13 protein-coding genes and 2 rRNA genes are annotated in these 22,572 nt (G+C 39.7%); 13 read left to right on the top strand and 2 right to left on the bottom strand.

The features are described from left to right. The first annotated feature begins 458 nt into the window (after nucleotides 1-458). The 11 genes from TASI_RS01345 (at nucleotide 459) to glpQ (ending at nucleotide 18,994) form a co-directional block, all read left to right on the top strand. Nucleotides 459-3,602: ribosomal RNA gene (locus TASI_RS01345) — 23S ribosomal RNA — on the top strand. A 140-nt stretch (nucleotides 3,603-3,742) separates the two neighbouring features. Beyond that, nucleotides 3,743-3,855, top strand: a 5S ribosomal RNA gene (gene rrf / locus TASI_RS01350). A 234-nt stretch (nucleotides 3,856-4,089) separates the two neighbouring features. After that, nucleotides 4,090-4,785, top strand: coding sequence for a hypothetical protein (locus TASI_RS01355; RefSeq protein WP_014110958.1), 696 nt, complete (start codon nucleotides 4,090-4,092; stop codon nucleotides 4,783-4,785). A 17-nt stretch (nucleotides 4,786-4,802) separates the two neighbouring features. Next, a complete protein-coding gene (locus TASI_RS01360; RefSeq protein ID WP_044977899.1) occupies nucleotides 4,803-12,548 on the top strand; it encodes an autotransporter domain-containing protein in 7,746 nt (2,581 codons plus the stop codon). Between the two features lie 135 nt (nucleotides 12,549-12,683). Then, nucleotides 12,684-13,274 (top strand): DUF2569 family protein, encoded by a 591-nt coding sequence (locus TASI_RS01365; protein WP_014110960.1) that lies wholly within the window; start codon nucleotides 12,684-12,686, stop codon nucleotides 13,272-13,274. 61 nt (nucleotides 13,275-13,335) lie between these two features. Continuing rightward, a complete protein-coding gene (gene bioA, locus TASI_RS01370) occupies nucleotides 13,336-14,652 on the top strand; it encodes an adenosylmethionine--8-amino-7-oxononanoate transaminase (RefSeq protein ID WP_014110961.1) in 1,317 nt (438 codons plus the stop codon). After that, nucleotides 14,633-15,757: an aminotransferase class I/II-fold pyridoxal phosphate-dependent enzyme gene (locus TASI_RS01375; protein WP_014110962.1), complete on the top strand. Its 1,125-nt coding sequence runs from the start codon at nucleotides 14,633-14,635 to the stop codon at nucleotides 15,755-15,757. The genes bioA and TASI_RS01375 overlap by 20 nt, the downstream gene beginning before the upstream one ends. Then, on the top strand, nucleotides 15,738-16,394 hold the full coding sequence (locus TASI_RS01380; protein ID WP_044977901.1) for a DUF452 family protein: 657 nt from the start codon (nucleotides 15,738-15,740) through the stop codon (nucleotides 16,392-16,394). Before TASI_RS01375 ends, TASI_RS01380 begins: the two co-directional genes overlap by 20 nt. Beyond that, nucleotides 16,391-17,152: a malonyl-ACP O-methyltransferase BioC gene (bioC, locus tag TASI_RS01385; protein WP_014110964.1), complete on the top strand. Its 762-nt coding sequence runs from the start codon at nucleotides 16,391-16,393 to the stop codon at nucleotides 17,150-17,152. Before TASI_RS01380 ends, bioC begins: the two co-directional genes overlap by 4 nt. Further along, a complete protein-coding gene (gene bioD, locus TASI_RS01390) occupies nucleotides 17,149-17,796 on the top strand; it encodes a dethiobiotin synthase (protein WP_014110965.1) in 648 nt (215 codons plus the stop codon). The genes bioC and bioD overlap by 4 nt, the downstream gene beginning before the upstream one ends. Before the next feature lie 121 nt (nucleotides 17,797-17,917). Then, nucleotides 17,918-18,994 (top strand): glycerophosphodiester phosphodiesterase, encoded by a 1,077-nt coding sequence (gene glpQ / locus TASI_RS01395; RefSeq protein WP_014110966.1) that lies wholly within the window; start codon nucleotides 17,918-17,920, stop codon nucleotides 18,992-18,994. A 129-nt stretch (nucleotides 18,995-19,123) separates the two neighbouring features. On the opposite strand, the gene TASI_RS01400 is transcribed toward glpQ, so the two are convergent. Continuing rightward, complete coding sequence (locus TASI_RS01400; RefSeq protein ID WP_014110967.1) at nucleotides 19,124-20,218, bottom strand: NAD(P)-dependent alcohol dehydrogenase; 1,095 nt, start codon at nucleotides 20,216-20,218, stop codon at nucleotides 19,124-19,126. Between the two features lie 345 nt (nucleotides 20,219-20,563). Between TASI_RS01400 and TASI_RS01405 the strand changes: the two genes are divergently transcribed. Both TASI_RS01405 and TASI_RS01410 read left to right on the top strand, forming a co-directional pair. Then, nucleotides 20,564-21,400 carry a DUF3289 family protein gene (locus tag TASI_RS01405; RefSeq protein WP_014110968.1) on the top strand — a complete coding sequence of 279 codons (837 nt, stop codon included), beginning with the start codon at nucleotides 20,564-20,566 and terminating at the stop codon, nucleotides 21,398-21,400. A 1-nt stretch (nucleotide 21,401) separates the two neighbouring features. Then, the gene (locus TASI_RS01410; protein ID WP_014110969.1) at nucleotides 21,402-21,965 is read left to right on the top strand and encodes a DUF943 family protein; all 564 of its coding nucleotides are present in this window, start codon (nucleotides 21,402-21,404) and stop codon (nucleotides 21,963-21,965) included. A 22-nt stretch (nucleotides 21,966-21,987) separates the two neighbouring features. Here TASI_RS01410 and TASI_RS01415 read toward each other — a convergent pair whose 3' ends face one another. Continuing rightward, entirely contained in the window at nucleotides 21,988-22,566 is a 579-nt protein-coding gene (locus tag TASI_RS01415) for a TMEM165/GDT1 family protein (RefSeq protein ID WP_014110970.1), read from the bottom strand. Between the last annotated feature and the right edge of the window lie 6 nt (nucleotides 22,567-22,572).

The raw sequence follows: 22,572 nt of genomic DNA on the forward strand, positions 1-22,572 counted from the left end.
TAAAAAGCAATAAATAACAAGAAAGAGAGATTACTTTAGGCTGTTCTTTAACAATTTGGAAGAAGCACAACAAGTAAAACAACAAAAGAATGGTTGTGTGAGTACGTATAAGCCTATAGAGAGTGATTTTAAGGAGTCACAGATATAAGGTAGTGCTTACATAGCTGTCTAAATTTTTTATGGGTTGTGATTGCAAAATTAAAAAAACACACAAAAAGAAATTTGAATGCGAAAGCTGTAAGTTTTTTTATAAGTTCTCAAAATAGAAATCAAGAATATTCTAAGATGAGCGGCTAGAAAAGAAAATTAACGCGATACTCAAAAAAAATGAAAAAAAAGTTTTAAAAGGGCTTTTTTTTCAATAAGTGATATGGTTATAAGAGACTTATGACTGAAGTGTTAGTGTTAGTTATCATATAGAGATATATGATGAGAGATAGACACTGATGAAGTTATAGGATCAAGTGACTAAGTGCACATGGTGGATGCCTTGGCGATCACAGGCGAAGAAGGACGTAATAGCTTGCGAAAAGCTGCGGGGAGTTGGCAAATGAGCATTGATCCGCAGATATCCGAATGGGGAAACCCACCTCTTTTTAGGAGGTATCCTTATCTGAATACATAGGGTGAGGAGGCGAACCGAGTGAACTGAAACATCTAAGTAACTCGAGGAGAAGAAATCAACCGAGATTCTGAAAGTAGTGGCGAACGAAATTGGATGAGCCGCAACGAGATAGTAATTGTAGTAGTCGAACTTACTGGGAAGTGAGACCGTAGAGGGTGATAGTCCTGTAGACGAAACTATAGTTATGGTACTAGGCGTTGCAACAAGTAGGGCGGGACACGTGTAATCCTGTTCGAAGATGGGGGGACCATCCTCCAAGGCTAAATACTCGTGATCGACCGATAGTGAACCAGTACCGTGAGGGAAAGGCGAAAAGAACCCCGGGAGGGGAGTGAAATAGAACCTGAAACCGTGTGCATACAAACAGTCGGAGCCCTAGACTTAAGGGTCCTGCAATTTAGGGGTTCTTTGTGATGCCTTAAGGCATCACTAAAGATATTCCAAAGTAAATAGAATCGATATATTTGATAAGGAAACTAAAAGAAGTGAGGAATGCCTTAAGGCATCACTAAAGATATTCCAAAGTAAATAGCAAGCGATGTAATTTACAAATTTAGTAGGGTCTTTAAGTCTGGGGTGACGGCGTACCTTTTGTATAATGGGTCAGCGACTTACATTCAGTGGCAAGCTTAACCGAATAGGGTAGGCGTAGCGAAAGCGAGTCCGAATAGGGCGTCTATAGTCGCTGGGTGTAGACCCGAAACCAGATGATCTATCCATGGCCAGGTTGAAGGTGCCGTAACAGGTACTGGAGGACCCAACCCACTAATGTTGAAAAATTAGGGGATGAGCTGTGGATAGGGGTGAAAGGCTAAACAAATCTGGAAATAGCTGGTTCTCTCCGAAAACTATTTAGGTAGTGCCTCATGAATAACTGTTGGGGGTAGAGCACTGTTATGGCTAGGGGGTCATGGCGACTTACCAAACCATGGCAAACTCCGAATACTGACAAGTTCGATCATGGGAGACAGAGCACTGGGTGCTAACGTCCAGACTCAAGAGGGAAACAACCCAGACCGCCAGCTAAGGTCCCTAAAATTGGCTAAGTGGGAAACGAAGTGGGAAGGCATAGACAGTCAGGAGGTTGGCTTAGAAGCAGCCACCCTTTAAAGAAAGCGTAATAGCTCACTGATCGAGTCGTCCTGCGCGGAAGATGTAACGGGGCTAAGCCAGTTACCGAAGCTGCGGATGCATCCGCTCTTTTAAGTTTTTTGAAAAAAAGGAATAAAGGTAAGATTAACCTTAATTGAATTTTCAGAAGATTTGAAAGAGCGGATGCGTGGTAGGAGAGCGTTCTGTAAGCCAGAGAAGGTGAATCGAGAGGTTTGCTGGAGGTATCAGAAGTGCGAATGCTGACATGAGTAGCGATAAAGGGAGTGAAAAGCTCCCTCGCCGTAAGTCCAAGGATTCCTGCGCAACGTTCATCGGCGCAGGGTTAGTCGGCCCCTAAGGTGAGGCAGAGATGCGTAGCTGATGGGAAGTGGGTTAATATTCCTACACCGGCTTGTGATGTGAAGGGGGGACGGATTGCGGAATGTGTACGGGCTGTTGGATATGCTCGGTATTGTAGCCAAGAAGTTGATTAGGCAAATCCGGTCAAAGGATTCAAGGCTATGATTCGCAGAAGACTTAAGGTCTTTGAAGTCACAGGAAGTGGTTCCAGGAAAAGCCTCTAAGCGTTAAATTACAAGTTGACCGTACCGCAAACCGACACAGGTGGACGGGATGAATATTCCAAGGCGCTTGAGAGAACTCAGGAGAAGGAACTCGGCAAATTGATACCGTAACTTCGGGAGAAGGTATGCCTTTGTATGGTGAGTAGCCAGAAGAGGCCGCAGAGAATAGGTGGCTGCGACTGTTTATTAAAAACATAGCACTCTGCAAACACGAAAGTGGAAGTATAGGGTGTGACGCCTGCCCGGTGCTGGAAGGTTAATTGATGTGGTGAGAGCTATTGATCGAAGCCCCAGTAAACGGCGGCCGTAACTATAACGGTCCTAAGGTAGCGAAATTCCTTGTCGGGTAAGTTCCGACCTGCACGAATGGCGTAACGATGGCCACACTGTCTCCTCCTGAGACTCAGCGAAGTTGAAGTGTTTGTGATGATGCAATCTCCCCGCGGCTAGACGGAAAGACCCCATGAACCTTTACTGTAGCTTTACATTGGATCGTGAACCGGCCTGTGTAGGATAGGTGGGAGGCGAAGAAGGAGGTACGCTAGTACTTTTGGAGCCGTCCTTGAAATACCACCCTGGTTTGTTTGTGGTTCTAACCTTGGCCCATGATCTGGGTTGGGGACAGTGTATGGTGGGCAGTTTGACTGGGGCGGTCTCCTCCCAAAGTGTAACGGAGGAGTTCGAAGGTACGCTAGGTACGGTCGGAAATCGTGCTGATAGTGCATTGGCAAAAGCGTGCTTGACTGTGAGACAGACAAGTCGAACAGGTGCGAAAGCAGGACAAAGTGATCCGGTGGTTCTGAATGGAAGGGCCATCGCTCAACGGATAAAAGGTACTCTGGGGATAACAGGCTGATACCGCCCAAGAGTTCATATCGACGGCGGTGTTTGGCACCTCGATGTCGGCTCATCTCATCCTGGGGCTGTAGCCGGTCCCAAGGGTATGGCTGTTCGCCATTTAAAGAGGTACGTGAGCTGGGTTTAAAACGTCGTGAGACAGTTTGGTCCCTATCTGCCGTGGGCGTTGGATACTTGACGGAGGCTGCTCCTAGTACGAGAGGACCGGAGTGGACGTACCGCTGGTGTATCGGTTGTCATGCCAATGGCATTGCCGAGTAGCTACGTACGGAAGAGATAACCGCTGAAGGCATCTAAGCGGGAAACTCGTCTGAAGATAAGGTATCCCTGAGCGTAAAGCTCCTTTTAAGGGTCGTTCGAGACTAGAACGTTGATAGGCTGGGTGTGAAAGTGCAGTAATGCATGTAGCTAACCAGTACTAATTGCCCGAGAGGCTTGATCCTATAACTTTATCAGTGTTATGGGTCGCTTAAATTAGAATATATAGAGAGAAAAACATAATAGCAATCTAAGACTCTCAACCCCACCTTGTAGTGCTTCTTCCAAATGGCTAAAGATAAAAAAAGCCATAACCAGTTTGTAGCTTGACGACAATAGCAAGGTGGCCCCACTCCTTCCCATCCCGAACAGGACAGTGAAACACCTTAGCGCCGATGATAGTGGGTGGACACCTGTGAAAGTAGGTCATTGTCAGGCTCTTTTATTCATATACCCCTTATAAATAATAACAACCCTCCTTATACTCAAAGCCCTCTAAGGTATCACCTCAGAGGGCTTTTTTGTTGCTTAAAAAAACCGCATTACTAAAAAAATCAGAAATATATCGTAATCACTTTGTTAAAGTATTGTACAGAACATATAATACATGGTTTCATCTTGTATATAAGAGCTACAAGTGGTTACCTAGATAGAGTTTTGTAAGGGTGGTCTATGAATGTTTTAGTTATAAGGGATATTAATTTTAAAAAGAGACTCATATTGCCAGTGGCTTTATTGAGTGCTCTGCTTTCAGGTTGTCAGAGCCAAAGTAAACACTATCAAACTTCAATCGATAGAACAAAATTACCTAATAGCCAATTAATGCAACTAGCTGATCGAACCTTTTATAGAGAGCTGGATAGATTGGATAGGTACTGTCTTAAAGTGACAGATATTAATGGTCAACTTAAATCTAACTCAGAAAATCAAAAATATAACGACCAAATCTGTATGCAAAATAGAAATAACTATGTTGGTTCTATGAGGGATGATTCTAAAAAAGTAGACAGAATTTATGTTCTTCTTAATAGTAGAAATAGCTTAATTGCAAATCGTATGGCTAGTAATAAAAGAGATTTGTATATCCAGTCTAATTCAACAGTAGATTCCCAATTAAATGAGCTTTATAAAGAAGATGGTAGGGTTGATGAAATGCTCTACGAATGGTCTCGCGTTAATAGAGAGCTATCAGCTATAGAGAATATCGATACATGTCATCAGATATCCTCTATTCCTCAGAATCAACCTGCACAATACTGGCACGAACAGCAAAAAAATAATGCATGGATTGTCAATTCACCAATCGTAAACACCAGTTGTGATCAATGGACTTTGAATAAGTCATCTACCAGCAACCAAACAAATTAATTTTTAGAGTGCCTATTATGAAGAAGTCTAATACATACATTTTACGTAGTAACTCAAATAAAGTTTTTAAGAAATCTACACTTAGCCAAGCAATGGTATATGCAATAGTTGCATTATCTGCTACTTATTCAAGTCAAGCATTAGCTCAAAATCAGTTAGCTTATCAAAATTCGCAAAACGCAAATCAAGCATACCAAAATCTACAAAATATTCTTAATAGAAAGTCAGGTCAAGATTGGTCAGCTCTTAAAAATGAGCAATATAAACTTCTTGAACAAGGTAGACAAGTAGTTAAACCTTGGGAGCATGAATGGCAATTCGGGTTGAACTATTGGTTTGGTGGATCTTTTGCAAACAAGGGTGAAAAATACAAATCTTATGCTTCAGGTTTTCACACACCAGTAATTAAGTCATCACCAATCAAACTAAGCAAATTACCAGAAATTGATGTAAGTCTCGACTATGACCCTAAGGTTAGTAATCGTCTATTAAATAGAGATGAATTAGATCTTGATAAAGATGCAATTATAGGTTCATTGGTATTTTCGAAAGCAACGGGTGCATTGCCACCAACAGAATTACCAGATGTTAGACTGAATCCAAATGTAATATTTCCGTCTTTTACCATCGTAACTCCGAAAGCGGAAAATCCTGTTGTGCCGTCACCAGCTCCGCATGTGTATTTGGCTTTTTCTGACTGTAATTTTTGTCAGAATTCACAACTTGGTTATTCAACTAATATAGGTACTCCTTACACCGACCCTCATTTTTATTTAATTCATCATACCTGGTCAACTCAGTATCCGGATAAACATAATGAACATTTATATTTCAAAGCCGCATATTTAGATGAATCTACTTATAAACCAAAAAATCTTGAAGATAAAATGTTGAATGGAACAGCAACTAAATTAATTAATATTGATTCATTCAATGAGGATTCCACCACATTTAATAATGGTCAAACTTTAGGTCGTGCAGATTGGGAAAAATCTGGTCCTGATTCTGGATCCAACATACCTAACTTTTATAAAAGAAGAAATAATCAATATTTTTTTGTCGGTGGAAGTAGAGGGTATGAGTATGACAATCACAATGGCGGCAACTTTATCGAGGGTCATGAATTAAGTTTGGCAGGCCCACTTGTATTTGGTATTACTAATCAAGATGCTGGTCCTAACCGTAACGTATCTATAAATTATGGCTCAATCACCGATAAGTACGAAAAAGATAAAGACTATGTTATCAATATGCCTGTTGATAGCGAAGGTTATCTTCTTAATACAATCAAATATAAAGATGATCAAGGCAATATTGTTGAAGAGGATGTTTTAGGTAAAGTTGGTGGGCCTAATGAAGGAAAATCCGTTTTAATCGGTCCAAGACTTCCAAGTTCTGTAAGTGATTGGACTACATACAATGAAAGCCAAAACTTCTATGAATATCGCATTAGAAAAAGTACGGATGGATATTTAGGTTATAAAATCGCCATCGCAAAAATAGAAGAAGAAAATAATGTTAATGGTGAAATGCACAATTACGGATCTGTTGATCTAAGAGGCGAGAATAGTGTTGGCCTTTTCGCATATATTCCAAAATATATTTTCTATAATAATACCTCCCTAATCAATCAAGCTGGTTTAGGGCTTCTCCCATCTAATAACACAAAAGAATATCGTGGAGAGATTCTAATTAGTGGCCATGATTCCTATGCAATGAAATGGTCAGCTCAGGAATACTCTGAATCTACAAAATATTCAGCTTTCGAAAATAAAGGCTCCATCGTCTTAAGACGTAATCCAGATGGCGTGGATAAAGCCGATCACTCCATCGGCATGGGTATAAATGTAGACCCTGCTATGGAGAAAAATAAATTCGTTTCTCTTAACTACAACACAGCTAAAAATTCACCTACTGGCGTAATTCGTCTTCAAGATAATATTGAAGGCTCAGTTGGAGTTTTCGTAGATATAGGCACCAATTTCGCTAACCAAGGTATCGTAGAAATTGAGACGCAGCCCGACACTCACGGAGATGGTACTGAACCGCTTTACAATATCGCTTTGTATGCAAAACAGGTCAGTGCCGCTAATAAAGGTTTTCTTAACGCATCTTACAATAGGGAATTTGAAGGCCGCGAATATGAAACTTCGGTAGTCAACGATTTCTCGGGAAAAATTAAACTTCAAGGCTCATATAGTATCGGTATGATGGCTGAGGGGTCTGAAACCGGCTTTTTCACAGCTGCCGATCAAACTCGCAATGCATCTGCAATTAATAGAGGCGAGATCATTAACACCCCATTCGACGGCAAAAATATCCTTGGTATGGTCGCTAAAGATGGTGGTCAAATCTACAATAGCGGAAAAATTAATCTTAGTTTATCGAATGCGTCGCAAGGCCCGTTGGTGGGCATGATTGTATTGCCAGAGTCTTCTGGTGTGCTTCAGGGCGAGACAGTGGTCAACGGTATGAGAACCATTGCTCTGCATAATGAAGGCACGTTTGAGATGAAGGCTCCTGATGCGGGAGTGACGGCACCTGCATTGCCAGCGAATAATTTGACGCTTAGTCCAAGCACAACAAATATTGATATTCCGACTAAGGCCCTTATCAAAGCTAGCGGATCAGAGAGTATTGCAATTTATGCTAAAGGCGAAAATACCGTCACAACCCTCCGCGCTGGCAATGCTGAAGTGACCGACGGCGGTATGGGTGTTTATTCGGACTCGTCCACTATCCACTTGACACCAAGTTCAGAAGGCAGCCTTGTACTCACAGCTACTGGCGAAAACACGCTTCTCTTCGTAAATACGAACAGGCCTGGCACAGTGGATGAACCTACTGGCATATATGATTTAGCGAATCAAAACCCTACAGCTACTAATTACAACACTATCGCTAAAGTTTCTGACGGGGCATATGCATTTTTCTTAAAGAGTGCGAAAGTTGTTAAAGGCAGGGTTATTGGTATCGATAGGTATATGGATAAAATGCTTATCAATTCCAAAAATGATGGCTCTAAGCTTGAGTTAAACCTTGGTGTCCGTGGCAATGCCTTTGCTCTTTATAAACCTCAGGGTGGGGAAATTTATTTATCAAGTATCCCTGACCCTCTAACTGAAACTCCTAACTTTGGTCGCAATCTTTTGATTAAGACTCCATCGGGAGAAACTCGTTACACGTTCTACTCTATCTATCGAGGCTCATTCTTGTATGACCAAGATGTTAACCTAGATATGGATGGATCTGATGCTAGTAGTTTGCCACTTGATGATATTTATAAAATCAATATTGTATCTACATCTCAAGCTTTAAAAGGAGGTTTCACAATTGACGGTACTAAGCCAGGACAAACAGGATTAGTAGGAGTTAACTTTGTTGAGGAAATTGATAATGTTAAAGAGATTGGTACTCTTGATGATATCAAAATCATAAACCGAGGCAATATACACTTAACTGGTGATTCCGAGCCAGCTAAAAGCACAATGGCTATGGCTGGTATCTTCGTAACCCTTAATAATGAAGGTACTATCGAAGTATTAGGAAAACGCAATCTCGGTATTTATTCTGCTAGTGGTAGTGCCGTAACAAATTCAGGGTCAATTATTCTGGATAAAAATTCTGGTGGAATTATCGCTCAAAGTCGTTATAAAGATCCAAGGTATGCTGGCTTAGGTGACGGTGGTATCGATATTACTCATACTGGTACCATATCGACTAAAACTAATGCGACACAACCTGAAAACTTCATAGGTATAATCGCCAAATATAATGATATCCCTGAGAATCAAGGGGCTAAACATAAACGTGTGATTAATAAGGGCACAATCGACTTCTCTAAGGCATCAAAAAGTATTGCGGTCTATCTAGAAAATCTAAATTACACTGCTGATACAAGCACTAAAATCAATGTAGGCAAAAGCTCTATAGGCGTTCAGCTTCTTGATAGTAATGCACAAGATGACGGTTCTACAATTACATTCTTCGCCGATGGTGCTGCAGCTTATCAATTCTCTAAAGATAAGGACAATAATAATTTTGTAGGTCGCTCAATAGTAACAAATCCAAATATTGTTATAGATGCGGCTGTAGGTGATGGCATTAATATCGTCTACTCTATCGACGGTGCAGATTTAAATCAAGCAACGAAAGCCGACTTGGACATTGCCAGCATAACAAGTAATAGTCCGAAAGCAGGTTTAAATTTAATCAATTTAACTAAAAAAGCGAAATACACATTTGCAAAACCATTGAGTGCACCTCTTCAGAATTTAAACGAAAGTGTAGTCTTGCTACTTCGTGAAGGAAGTGAAGTTAAGCTAGCAACAGATGTCCAATTAGAGGGCAATAACTCTATAGTCGCTTATGTGACTGGTTCTGATAGCCGCATCATAACTGAGAACCCTGTGAATCTTACGCTCACAGGAAACAATAATATGGGCATGTTCTTTCATCATGTGAAGAAGGATGCATTGCCAAATGATATTATCGATTTGAAGGCAAATGTGACTATCAAGGGTGGAGAAAGCGGTATCGGGCTATTCCGTCGTGAAGCGAATTATGAAGCTGATGCTAGCTTTATAAGTCGTGGTAATCTTGTTATGGAATCTAAAGGTACCAAAGCACTAGGTGCACGCAATGTCGGTACATTAGAGCAACATGGAGAAATCTCATTAAAAGCTGATAAAACCATCGGTATATTGCCACTAGAAGTTGGTACTTTATCGATGAATAAGAAAATTTTAATGGGTACATCCGTTAATAGAATTTCTGATAGTATCGGTGTGCAATCTCTAAATCTATATAATCTTAATATCGCTGCTGGTAGTGGCATAGAAGGATATGGAGATGGCTTGATTGGGCTTGTCTCTTTTATAGACCCTCAAGCAGACCAAGATATTGTATGGAATAATGCAGGCAAAATTTCTCTTGAAGGCGAAAATAATGCTGCTGTCCATTTAACAGGAGCCGCAGAGGGTAATGTAAATAACCACACAGGCGTATTTACAAATACTGGAGAAATCTCTATTGGAGATTTACCAGATAATGCTCAACACCCATCAGTAGCCATTTATTCAGATCGCAAATACTATACGATCAACAATAATGGGTTGCTTAAAGCTGGGAGAAATGTTGTTGGCATAGTTGGTCATGATATTAATTCAAACAATGCTTCTGAATTAAATATTGGGACTAAAGGGACCGGTATCATTGCCACAGGTAATCTAAACTTAGAAGGCAAACTCGTGCTTGCTGAGGGTGAAGATACTATAAGCAAACAAACGGTTGGTGTGCTTCATCGAGGTATTGGTACAAGCGTAACTCTTAATCATAGTCCTATTACGCAAGCGGATTATTCCATCCCTTATGTTATAAGCGGTTCTAATAATACAGTGACCGTGAATACTCCATCTAGCCAACTAAGTCACGGCTCTATATTCTTATATAGCGACAGTCCTGACTCAAGCATAGTAGCTAAGACAAACATTACTACGACTGCACAAGCTTTTGACGGACCAAATAGCAAGGGACGTAATATAGGCTTTTTTGTGGCTGGTGACCTTAAATCTAGTGGCAATATTGATATGAGCAATAGCTACTGGAACATTGCCATCCTATCAAGAGGAGAGCTAAACAATACTAAATCTGCCATTAATGAAGGCACAATTAAACCAGGACTTTCGTATGTGACTAGGGTTGAAGGCGAGCGTTCATTGTATAGCATAGGCATGTTTGCTCTAGGCGGTGCGACTCATACTGGGCATGTCGTGAACAATGGCACTATTGAGATTGATGCTGCTGGAAGCATTGGTTTAGCGGCAGCTGGGGCTGGATCTACGGCTATTAACAAAGGCATGATTAAAGTAAATCAAAGTGCAACAGGTGCTATAGGTATGTACGCAGCTGAAGGTGCAACTATTGAAAATAGCGAAACTGGCGTGATTGAACTACATGCTAAAAACTCTATCGGTATGTACGTTAAAGGCGGTGCATTGCTTAAAAACTATGGTCGCATAATTGTTAAAGAGACGGCTGTGGAAGCGGCAGATATTGTAAACAATGGCGGAAGCATTGCCTCTGATAGTAAGCCTGGAGAATATGAAAGTTCAAATGGCTCAGGCTCAAAGTACGATGTTAATGTCGAAATAGGAAGTCATACAGAAACATTGAATATTGATAAATTAGCTGCGGGCCGTGTGGTAAATGTAGCTGTTATTCCGAATGCAATGGACCCTGACAAGATGGTAGAGATCACTGATCCATTGGAAGGCATTGAGACTTTGACACAAGACGAGATCATTGCCAGATTAAATGGATATAATGCACCTGCTGCAAACTTTGGTAAACCTGAAGATCTTGCTATGTACGTAGATACTTCTGGTAAACGCTTTACTAAGCCTATAGAAAACTTAGTATTAGATCCACAGGGCGAAAAGGCTATGACTTTAGTGGTGGGTACGGAAGCATCTGTGCATACTAATAGCAAAGTAATCGAAGTGGATGCATCTATTATTGAGCCATTCAATCAACAGATTTTAAGCACTTCTCCAAAAGAGGTTTATGTTAAGACTGATGCCTTGCATTGGGCTACTATAGCCAATTCTGCGGATGCTGGTTCTAAATTGGGCAAAGTGTATTTGGTTAAATTACCTTATGACCATTATGTAGATAAAGGAAACAAACATCATAACCTGCTTAAAGGATTGGAAGATAGATATTCTGATGTTGAGCTTGATTCTAATGAAAAACAACTCTTCAACAAGATGAATCTATTTAGAGCATCTGAGCTTGGTTTATTTATGCAGGCGGTTGATGAGATTTCTGGGTATCAGTATGCTACACAAAATCGTCGATATACAGAGACTAAAAACTTATTCGATCGAGAATTTAATCAAATCCTTGATTGGGATACAAGTACTAAACATGCGACTAAGCTAAAAGTGTTTGGAGAATACAGTGAATTTAACACTGATGAAGCAGGTTTATTTAGTCATAAGAGAAATGCTCGTGGCTTTATGCTTGTGCATCAAAAAGAGACTGTTAAGTTAGGCGATAAGGCTGGGCTTTTCTTTGGATATGCACGCGATAATATCAAATTTAATGATATGGGCGGAAGTAAAGAAGATGCTCAATCTCTATACTTCGGCATGCATTATGCGAAAGGCTTTGGCCATAACAGAGAAAGCATATTCTCATTGCGTTTAGGCGGAGAGGCAAGCATGCGTGAGATGGAACGTAAATTTGTTGTCTCAGGTGAGAAATTCCAAAGCACAGGCGAAAGCCAAATGATTGGTGGCTTTGTGGATATGAATTATGCGTGGAATAAGCGTGTAAGTCCTAGTTTGTTGGTTAGCCCATCAATTGGTCTTGATCTTGGTGTTAGAAAAATCTACAAATTCAGTGAAAGTGGTGACCTTCGTTTAGATGTGAATGAGGCGACTTACTACACCTTGAAACCAAAAGTAGGTTTCGGTCTAGAACATCAAACTGAGTTAGCTGATGGTCGTGTTGTTAATCGACTAAACGTGACTGCTGGTTATGATTTTGCATACAATCGTGACCCAATGCAAGTACGCATTTCACAAGCGAAAAACGATTGGACTGACTTGAGTAAAGATAATAAAGGGGCTTTAGATATCGAGATTCTTGGACGTACAAGTCTTGAGAAACGCCATTGGGGTATCGGAGGATTCGCTGGAATTAAACCTACTACAAAACAATGGACTGTTGGCCTTGAAGGAAAAATTAAATTCTGGTAGATGGATGCAGGGCCTTGTGGCCAGCTCAAAGAAATTCTTGAGTTGGCCTATTTTGTTGCCTTAATATATTTAATAATTTTTGGGTAGTGAAAGCATAGTATTATAAGCATGCATAGTAGAAATTAACTAAGCGTTATGTCAGAAAATTCAAATCATTTAACTAATTCTCCACCATCAACTCAACTAAGATACGTTAAGCTTGGTGGTTGGTTAAAGTTTTTCTATGTGACAGACATAATCATTCTTGTTATTACTATTGCAGTAATCTTTGGACCAATGATTGATATTCTTAGAATGCTAGATTTTGTTGTTGAATATTTAGTTAACAATGAAAGACTCAATTTTGAAATTCAATTAGAGTCTGTTTTTTGGGAAGTATTATTAATAGATAATCTTTGGGCTATCCTAATTTTCTTTGGTATCTATCTATTGATTAAAAGAATAAAGTTTTTGAAAAAGGTGAACCACCCTGAAATTCCAAAGAAAATTGTGAAAATTTATTGGCTTGAATTCTATGTTCAAGTGATTCTTAAAATATTATTGGCATTTAAAGCCTTCAATTATTCAGATTATATATTTAGTGATATAGATGAAACGATAGAAGCTCAAAAGGAAACTTTGATAGAAATGTTTTCGTTAGTATTCTTAATATTTTTTAGAATTTTATGGACTTCTTACTTCAAAAGGTCCAAACGTGTTCTACATACCTACGGGGCTAATGCATAGTTATAAGAGGCTTTAAAGCCTCTTTTTTGTTAGAATAATTTTTTCAATTCTTATTTAGCAAATGGAACTTTCGCATCTTAAAGATATCGATCGCAACCATATTTGGCATCCATATACTTCTATCACTAATCCTCCGATAATCTATCCAGTTTCTCATGCAGAGGGAGTGTATATCCACCTCGCAGACGGAAGAAAATTAATCGATGGGATGTCTTCATGGTGGTGTACTATACACGGGTACAATGTGCCTCAACTCAATGAAGCTGCCTGCAAACAAATCGATAAGATGAGTCATGTTATGTTTGGTGGGTTGACGCATGAGCCTGCAGCACAGCTTGCAGAGCGGCTTTTGGGTCTATTGCCTATGCAGCTGAATAAGATTTTCTTTGCAGATTCTGGGTCAATTGCTGTTGAAGTTGCGATGAAAATGGCTATTCAATTCCACGCCGCACACGCATCCTCACCCATATCCGAAGCAGCATCCGCGCCCTCGCGCACTAAATTTGCGACCATACGCTCTGGCTATCACGGCGATACATGGCATGCGATGTCAGTATGCGACCCTGTAAACGGAATGCATGGGCTGTTTGGAAGTTCATTGCCAGTACAGTTTTTCTTGCCGCAGCCTAAAAGTAGATTCGGGCATGAATTCGACCCACACGACATAGAGCCACTGAAGAGCCTGCTTTCAGAGCATTCGCACGAAATTGCTGCTTTGATTTTAGAGCCTATCGTGCAGGGTGCGGGCGGTATGTATTTTTATAGTCCTGAGTATTTGCGAGCTGCAGCCACTCTCTGCAAAGAGCATGGTGTTTTGCTAATATTCGATGAAATCGCAACAGGTTTTGGCCGCACGGGACGCATGTTTGCACTTGAGCATGCACAGGTGGTTCCCGATATCATATGCATCGGTAAGGGCCTCACAGGCGGCTATATGACGCTCTCAGCTACTATCGCACAGGAACATGTCGCACAAGGCATATCGCAAAGCCCATCTCCTGCGTTTATGCATGGGCCTACATTCATGGCCAATCCACTCGCTTGTGCCGTCGCATCTGCATCCATTGATCTCTTGCTAGCATCTCCTTGGCAGGACCGCGTTCACAATATCGCGGTGGCAATGCTCTCGCATCTCTCCACTCTCTCAAATACCAAAGGCGTAGCCTGTATTCGAGTTCTCGGTGCTATCGGTGTCGTAGAGCTCGATGAACCTGTTGATATGCAACGCATACAGCCTATGTTTGTGGATGCAGGTGTATGGATTCGCCCATTTGGCAATCTCGTTTATATTATGCCCGCATATGTGATTACAGAGGACGAATTGAGTCGCTTGTGTGAAGCCCTAGTAGGTGTTGTCCGTGAGTATTTACAAAACTAGGCTCGAAGAACTTGAGCTGATGGGGCGATCGAGGGTATTGCCACATCCAGAGGCCATCGCAAGTGCTCGCATAAATCTCACATCGAATGATTACTTAGGCATTGCCACCGATATAAATTTGCGTAAGCAATTTCTAGAAACTCTGACACACGAAACCCTTCTGGGCTCTACATCCTCACGTCTTCTTACGGGCAACTCACAAGCCGCAAACCAGCTTGAGGCTACGATTTCCGCACTTTATGCAAATGCTTGTCTCCTCGCAAATAGCGGCTATCATGCGAATATTGGGATATTGCCAGCTCTCGCAAATAAAAATTCACTCATTCTTATGGATAAGCTTGCTCATGCGTCTCTAATCGATGGGGCACGCCTATCAGAAGCTCGTCTGCTTCGCTTTAGACATAATGATATGCAGCATCTTAGTCAGCTGCTTGAGCAAAATCACGCACAGTATGAGCAAGTGTTTATCGTGGTCGAGAGCCTCTATAGTATGGACGGCGATTTTTGTAATTTGCAAACGCTTGCAGAGTTGAAACGCACATACGCAAATGCCTCGCTTTATGTCGATGAAGCTCATGCCGTGGGCATCTACGGAGATCGCGGTCTTGGCTATTGCGAGCAATGCGGCGTTCTTGAGGATATCGATATTCTTGTGGGCACTTTCGGCAAGGCGTTCGGTTCCTATGGTGCCTATATTATCTGTTCGCAGGAGCTGAAGCGGTTCTTGGTGAATTCAATGCGATCATTGATATTTACGACTGCATTACCACCGATTACGTATGCTTGGAGTGATTTTGTTGTGAATGCAGTGTCCGCACAGGATTGGCGGCGTTCGAAATTGCTTAAAGCGGCGGCCACATTGCGTAGGGCCATCTCTTTAGGTGGCAATGCCTCCCATATCATCCCCTTGATTTTAGGCTCGGACGAGGCGGCTGTGAGACTATCGAAAACCTTACGTGATGCGGGATTTTATTGTATGCCCATACGGCCGCCCACTGTGCCTGAGGGGACCTCACGGATTCGGTTTTCGTTGACAGCGGATGTGGAAGAAGATGATTTGCAGCAATTAATTGAGTTTCTTAGAAATGAAGCGGCGATTGATTAAGGGGGCAGGACCATCGGAGCGATTGATTTTGTATTTCGCAGGATGGGGAACAGGGCCTGAGTTAGTAGAACATCTGGTAGTACCTGAGAGCTTTGATGTGCTCTGTTTGTGGGATTATCGGACGGTGGATGAAGGCGTAGGCATTGCCACAGGGTATAAGGAGGTGCATATTATTGCGTGGTCGCTTGGCGTGCTCATGGCCAATACTTTGTGTGCAAATATGTCTATAAGCTCTGCGTGTGCGATAAATGGCACTTTGCAGGCCATTGATTCTGAATATGGACTGGATCCGCAGCTATACCAAGATATGATGCACTCTTTGGATGAGGGACAGCTTCAAAAATTTAATAAACTTATGTGTCTGACTAAAGAGTCGCTTAACTTTTTCGAAGCTCGCAATTTGCGGAATCTGGATGAGAAGCGGGCGGAACTTAAGGCTATTTATGAAGTTGCGATGGGCAAGCAAGGCAATCCTATAATGTGGACGCGTGCTATCGTGTCAGATAAGGATTATATTTTTCCTTCACGCAAACAGCTTGCAAGTTGGCAATGCTCCCGCAACACCATCATCGATTCTAATCCTTACGACCATATGTTTTTCGATACAGTTAATTCATGGAGTGAATTGCTGGGATGAATATTATCGATAAATCACGCATTAGGTCTAAATTTGCAAGTGCAATTGCGACTTATGATACGCAAGCAATAGCTCAGAAAGCGGTAAATTCAAGGCTTATTGAAATTATAAAGGAATATGGACGTACCCAATTTAATAGTGTTTTAGAACTCGGGTGTGGGACAGGTGATTTTAGTGTGCGACTTGTGGAGTCTTGTTCTGCAAATAAGTGGGTCTTCAATGATTTGATTGCTGATATTGAAGATATTATTAGAGGCAAGCTGCCTTTAGTAGATTTTAAATTTTTATGCGGTGACTCTGAATTTCTTGAATTTAATGATAGATTTGATTTAATTGCTAGTGCTAGTACGGTTCAGTGGTTTGAGAATCTGGAGGTTTTTTTAATCAATTTAAATGACCATCTTAATAACAATGGCTTACTTTTAATTAGCACCTATTTACCTGATAATTTAAAGGAAATCCAAACGCAAACTAGTTTAAGTTTGAACTATTTATCAGAAGAGAAAATTTTAAACGCTCTTAGAAATCGCTACGAGTTGTTGTACTATGAGCCTCTTAAAGTTCAACTAGAATTTGATTCAGGAAGAGATATGCTTAATCATTTGAGAGAAACAGGGGTAAATGCAGTTTCCGATAGATCTTTTTCTCTATCAGATACTAGAAAATTAATAAAAAGGTATGAAGAAGCGAGTGCATTGCCAAATGGAAAATTCTCTCTTACATACTCGGCTTTTTTATTTTTAGCTAAGAAATTATGAACCCAAAAATTATTTTTATAAGCGGCATTGATACTGATGTAGGTAAAACATTTTACACAGGTTATTATGCAAAGTGCCTTATGAATATGGGACGTGGTGTAATCACGCAAAAACTTGTGCAGACAGGCTGTGATGGGGTTTCGGATGATATTCGCACTCATCGTCGCATTCAGGGCATAGGGATGATGCCAGAGGACTATGAGGGACTGACCTGTCGCTTTATTTATAAATATCCATGTTCACCCCATATGGCTATGGCTCTAGAGAACAGACCTCTAAATTTAGAGCAAATCTATAAGGACACTTTGGAGCTTTCTAAAAGCTATGAATTTGTTCTTTTGGAGGGGGCAGGGGGGCTTATGGCACCATTAACAGAAGAAGTGATGACACTCGATTTTATTGCCACCTATAAATTGCCAGTAATTTTAGTGACCAACGGGAAACTTGGTAGCATTAATCATGCACTATTAAGTCTTGTGGCATGCGATACTATGGGCATACAAGTACAAAAAGTTGTATTTAATAAGTATTTGATGTTTGACCCAAAAATCACTAATAATACGATCGAGTTTTTAAGGGGCTATATAGAGAAAAAATACCCTCAAACTCAATTTGAAGAATTCGAGGGCATTGATATAAATTAAGCCACAAATAGCCCATTTGGGGAAAAGTAAAAAAGCAACAAATGAGATAGGGATTTGTCATTTAATTTCTATATTTTTTGTTAATAATAAACCGCCTTTTTCCCCATTAAATGGAGTTATTATGAAATTTTCAAAAATTGCCCTAGCAGTTGCTTTTTCTGCTGCTGCTATTTCACCAGCATTGGCTCAAGCTCAAATGGACAACAAAGATAAAATAGTTGTTGCTCACCGCGGAGCTAGCGGTTATATCCCTGAACACACTTTAGAGAGTAAGGCTCTTGCATTTGGTCAAGGTGCAGATTATCTTGAGCAAGATCTTGCTATGACTAAAGATGACCGTATCGTAGTTATTCACGACCACTTTTTAGATGGTTTAACAGATGTTGCAAAAAAATTCCCTGATCGCAAACGTGCTGACGGCCGTTTCTATGTTGTAGATTTCACATTGGATGAAATTAAAACTCTAGAGATGACTGAAAATTTCAAAGAAAAAGACGGTAAGCAGGAAGCTGTGTACCCTAATCGTTTCCCGCTTTGGAAGTCTCATTTCACAATTCATACTCTTGAAGAAGAAATTGAATTTATTCAAGGTCTAGAGAAATCTACAGGAAAGAAAATTGGTATCTATCCTGAAATCAAGGCTCCATGGTTGCACCATCAAGAGGGTAAAGATATTGCCAAAGCTACTTTAGAGATTTTGAAAAAATATGGTTATGACTCAAAAGATGACCCTATATATTTTCAAACTTTTGACTTTAATGAATTAAAACGCGTTAAAACCGAACTTTTTCCTGAATTAGGTATGGACCTTAAACTAGTCCAACTTATTGCATATTCTGATTGGGGCGAAACTCAAGAGAAAAATGCTGAAGGCAAATGGGTTAACTACAGCTACGATTGGATGTTCGAGCCAGGTGCCATGGATGAAATCGCAAAATATGCGGATGGTGTAGGACCAGGTTGGTATATGCTTGTGGATGATAAAAAATCACAACCAGGTAATATCGTGTATACACCATTAGTTGAAGAGCTTAAAAAACAAAAACTTGAAGTTCACCCATACACAGTGAGAAAAGATGCACTTCCTGCATTTTTCACTGACGTAAACCAAATGTATGATGCTTTATTAAATAAAGCAGGTTCAACGGGCATTTTCACTGACTTCCCTGATACTGCTGTTAAATTTTTAGGTAAATAATTATTTGCCATTTATTCCGCATGAATACGAGTGTTTATGCGGAATTTTAATAGCAAAAAATAACCCGCAAACTCTTTAAATAGAATTTGCGGGGCTATCAATCAACTAAGTATGAATTTCTAGAAGTGATTAAGGTTTAATAGCAACTTTAAGAACACCATCACGTTGATTCATGAATAAATCATAAGCTTCAACGATATCATCTAGTTTATATTCGTGAGTTACTAGAGGTTTAAGATCAACACGACCACTATCAACTACTTTAAGTAGACGACGCATACGTTCTTTACCACCAGGGCAAAGAGCAGTATTGATTTTGTGATCGCCTAGACCTGCTGCAAATGCACCAAGAGGGATAACTAAATCTTCAGAATACACACCAAGGCTAGATAATGTACCACCTGGTTTTAAAACTTTAAGTGCTTGCTCAAATGTTGTTTGAGTACCAAGACATTCGATTGAAGCATCTGCACCGCGACCTTTAGTGATTTTCATAACTTCATCGATAACGTCTGCATTACGGAAGTTAATAGTAACGTCAGCACCTAGTTTTTTAGAGATAGCTAGACGCTCATCATTTCCGTCAACGGCGATAATTGTAGAAGCACCAAGAAGCTTAGCACCTGCAGTTGCACATAAACCAATTGGACCTTGAGCAAAAACTACAACGAAGTCACCAATGCGAATATTCGCATTTTCTGCACCTTTAAAGCCAGTAGACATAATGTCTGGGCACATAAGTACTTGCTCGTCAGTTAAACCTTCTGGTACAGGTTCCATATTAGCTTCAGCATCGGGAACTAAAACATATTCAGCTTGAGTACCATCAATAATATTACCGAAACGCCAGCCAGCTGTAGCTTTATAACCGTGGCAAGAGCAAGTACCATCAGCTGTTAAGTATGCACCGTCTTGTGATGGAACGCCGTCTTGGCAAGGATAAGAAATAAAACTAGGGCAAATCGCACCTGCAATAACGCGTTGGCCTTCTTTATAACCCTTAACGTTAGAACCTAGTTTTTCGATAATACCTACTGGCTCGTGACCAATAGTTAGATTTTTTTCTACTGGATATTCACCTTTATAGATATGAATATCAGTACCGCAAATAGTAGTAGTTGTGATCTTAATTAGTGCATCATTAGGACCAACATCTGGAATTTTTTTATCGATTAGTTCGATACGATTTTTTTCAACAAAAACCGCTGCTTTCATCATAGTCATAGTCAACCCTCCTAAGGTTTGCTATTAATCGGGTCTTATAATTATTACAAAATACACGCAAAAGTACAAATTACACAATTGCTTACATTTTATTTATGTACGGTGAGCATTTTTTTGTAATGTTGGCAATGCAAGTGCCTTATAATTCTAAGTTCACTTCAATACCGCCTTAATATCTGTCTAGACAAGCACATACTTTTTAATTAACTTTAAGCATAAAAATTTAAATGGATTTTGTACCAATTTGTAAATTTTGTAACGAAATGTCTATAGGTCTTTTGACGTTAATTTCATTGAAATAATTCCCCAATAATATGGTTTTATTTGGAAGGCAAGGGGTGGTATGTGTATATAGAAAATTTAGAAATTTTTAAATCTGTAAATCTGTTTAATGATTATTCTTCTCCTGATATGAAGTGTGGAGATTTAAATTTAGAAACTCTGCTTTCTAAATTTAAAATAATTAATCCATCTCAACTCTTAAATCCCTACACTGGACAGCTGTTTCAACTGGACCCGAACCCTATAACTGGATTTAAATATAAACCAAGAAAAAAGTTGAATACCCAACTAATTACTGAAATGTTATTTGACGAATTTCGACATTTCGTTGGTTATTATTCTATGTTTGGATTAGGAGGACCTTCCACAAGGATAATATACAAATTGATAGATAGATTTCAACAAAATTCATCCGCTCCGTTCAATCATCCTGACCTAGATAGAATCTATAAGTCTCGTATATATAAGGATGCAGGTGTAGGTATTAGTAAGGACGGTTATTTGAGCATAACTCATATAGAAGAAATTTTAAATAACAATTCTGATAAATCAAAATCTCAACTCGTCGAAATGCTGCATGAACTCATTGCTGGTAAAAAATTACCAAAATTTAATTCATTCTGGGATTACTTAAATGGAACAATTATTTCTATACACGATATACATGCAACTAGGATAGTTATTAAACATTTAGATATAAATAAAAATGGGTACGATGGGGTGATTGGATTCTATGCTCAAGATCATTTCGGTTTGGACGATAATGATGTTCTTAAAATTCCTCAAAATTATATACAACCCTTTGGAATATGGTTTCTCCTTCAAAGATATGAAAAGTTTGCTTTCAAACCATTTTTATTTAATATGCAATCAGAAATAAAAATACAAAAAAGGTTGTGATATGTTCAAATTTATTTTGAAAATATTTATTCTGGTTTCATTGATATGGCTCGGAGTAAATGCATACTATGTAATCACAGCCGAAAAATTAGATGCACTTTATTTTCTTAAATTAAAAGAAATCGTTATTAATGGGTCTAAGCGCCCAGCCAATTATACATATAACTTGATTTTGAACAGAAAACCCTATTCAATGAATAGCTATATTAAGTGGTGGGATAGTTATTATTTAAAAATTATTAATGAAATTGAATTTGACGACGAAAAAGAAATAACCGTGTGGTTAGCTGAAGGCGGTCTAGTAGGAGCCCCAGATAATTATAAGCTCGACGGTATTTTTGCCAATGATGGGGATTATTACTGTTTTGATGAAATTAAATCTCCAAAGTGTTGTGTGCCAAAATCTAATTTATTCGGTGTTATATACATCAAAAAGGATGGGAACTACGAACTTCATAGACCTGATGCATCAATAATTGAGCCCTATTTAGTTTATGATTCTAAGTCAGGGAAGATTATTGATCCATACGCAAAAAATCTTAGGGTATTTAAGCCAAATTTTTGAGCATCATTTCAAATTACATAATTCAAAAAATCATCTCATCTAATTTAAGTAAAGTGGCTACTCCTAATAATATGAAAAGTAATGCCGCTACATACCTAATTGTTTTAAACCGCAATTTCTGAGACATCTTATGTCCAAAATAAACCGCTGGTACATTTGCGATCATTAATCCTGTAGTTGTTCCCATAATTACTGCCCACGCAGGATGATATTTTGCTGCTAATCCAATTGTCGCTATTTGAGTTTTATCGCCCATCTCCGCAAGAAAAAACGCAACCAAAGTCACAACGAATGCACCATATTTATTACCCCGTGACTTTATTTCACCATCGTCAAGTTTATCGGGAATGAGAGACCAAAAGCCCATAACCACGAAAAGGCCGCCAATAATATATCTAAGAGTTTCAGGTGAAATCTGTGTTTGGATCCATGCACCAACAGCTCCAGCCAATGCATGATTTAATACTGTAGCAATAAGAATTCCAGTCACGATGGCAATAGGTTTTTTATATCGTGCCGCTAGCAATAGTGCAAGTAGCTGTGTTTTGTCGCCTATTTCAGCGACAGCTACTAAAAAAGTTGATACAAGGTAAGTGTTCATAGTGGT

This window comes from Taylorella asinigenitalis MCE3 (assembly GCF_000226625.1).
Taxonomy (GTDB): Bacteria; Pseudomonadota; Gammaproteobacteria; order Burkholderiales; family Burkholderiaceae_B; genus Taylorella; species Taylorella asinigenitalis.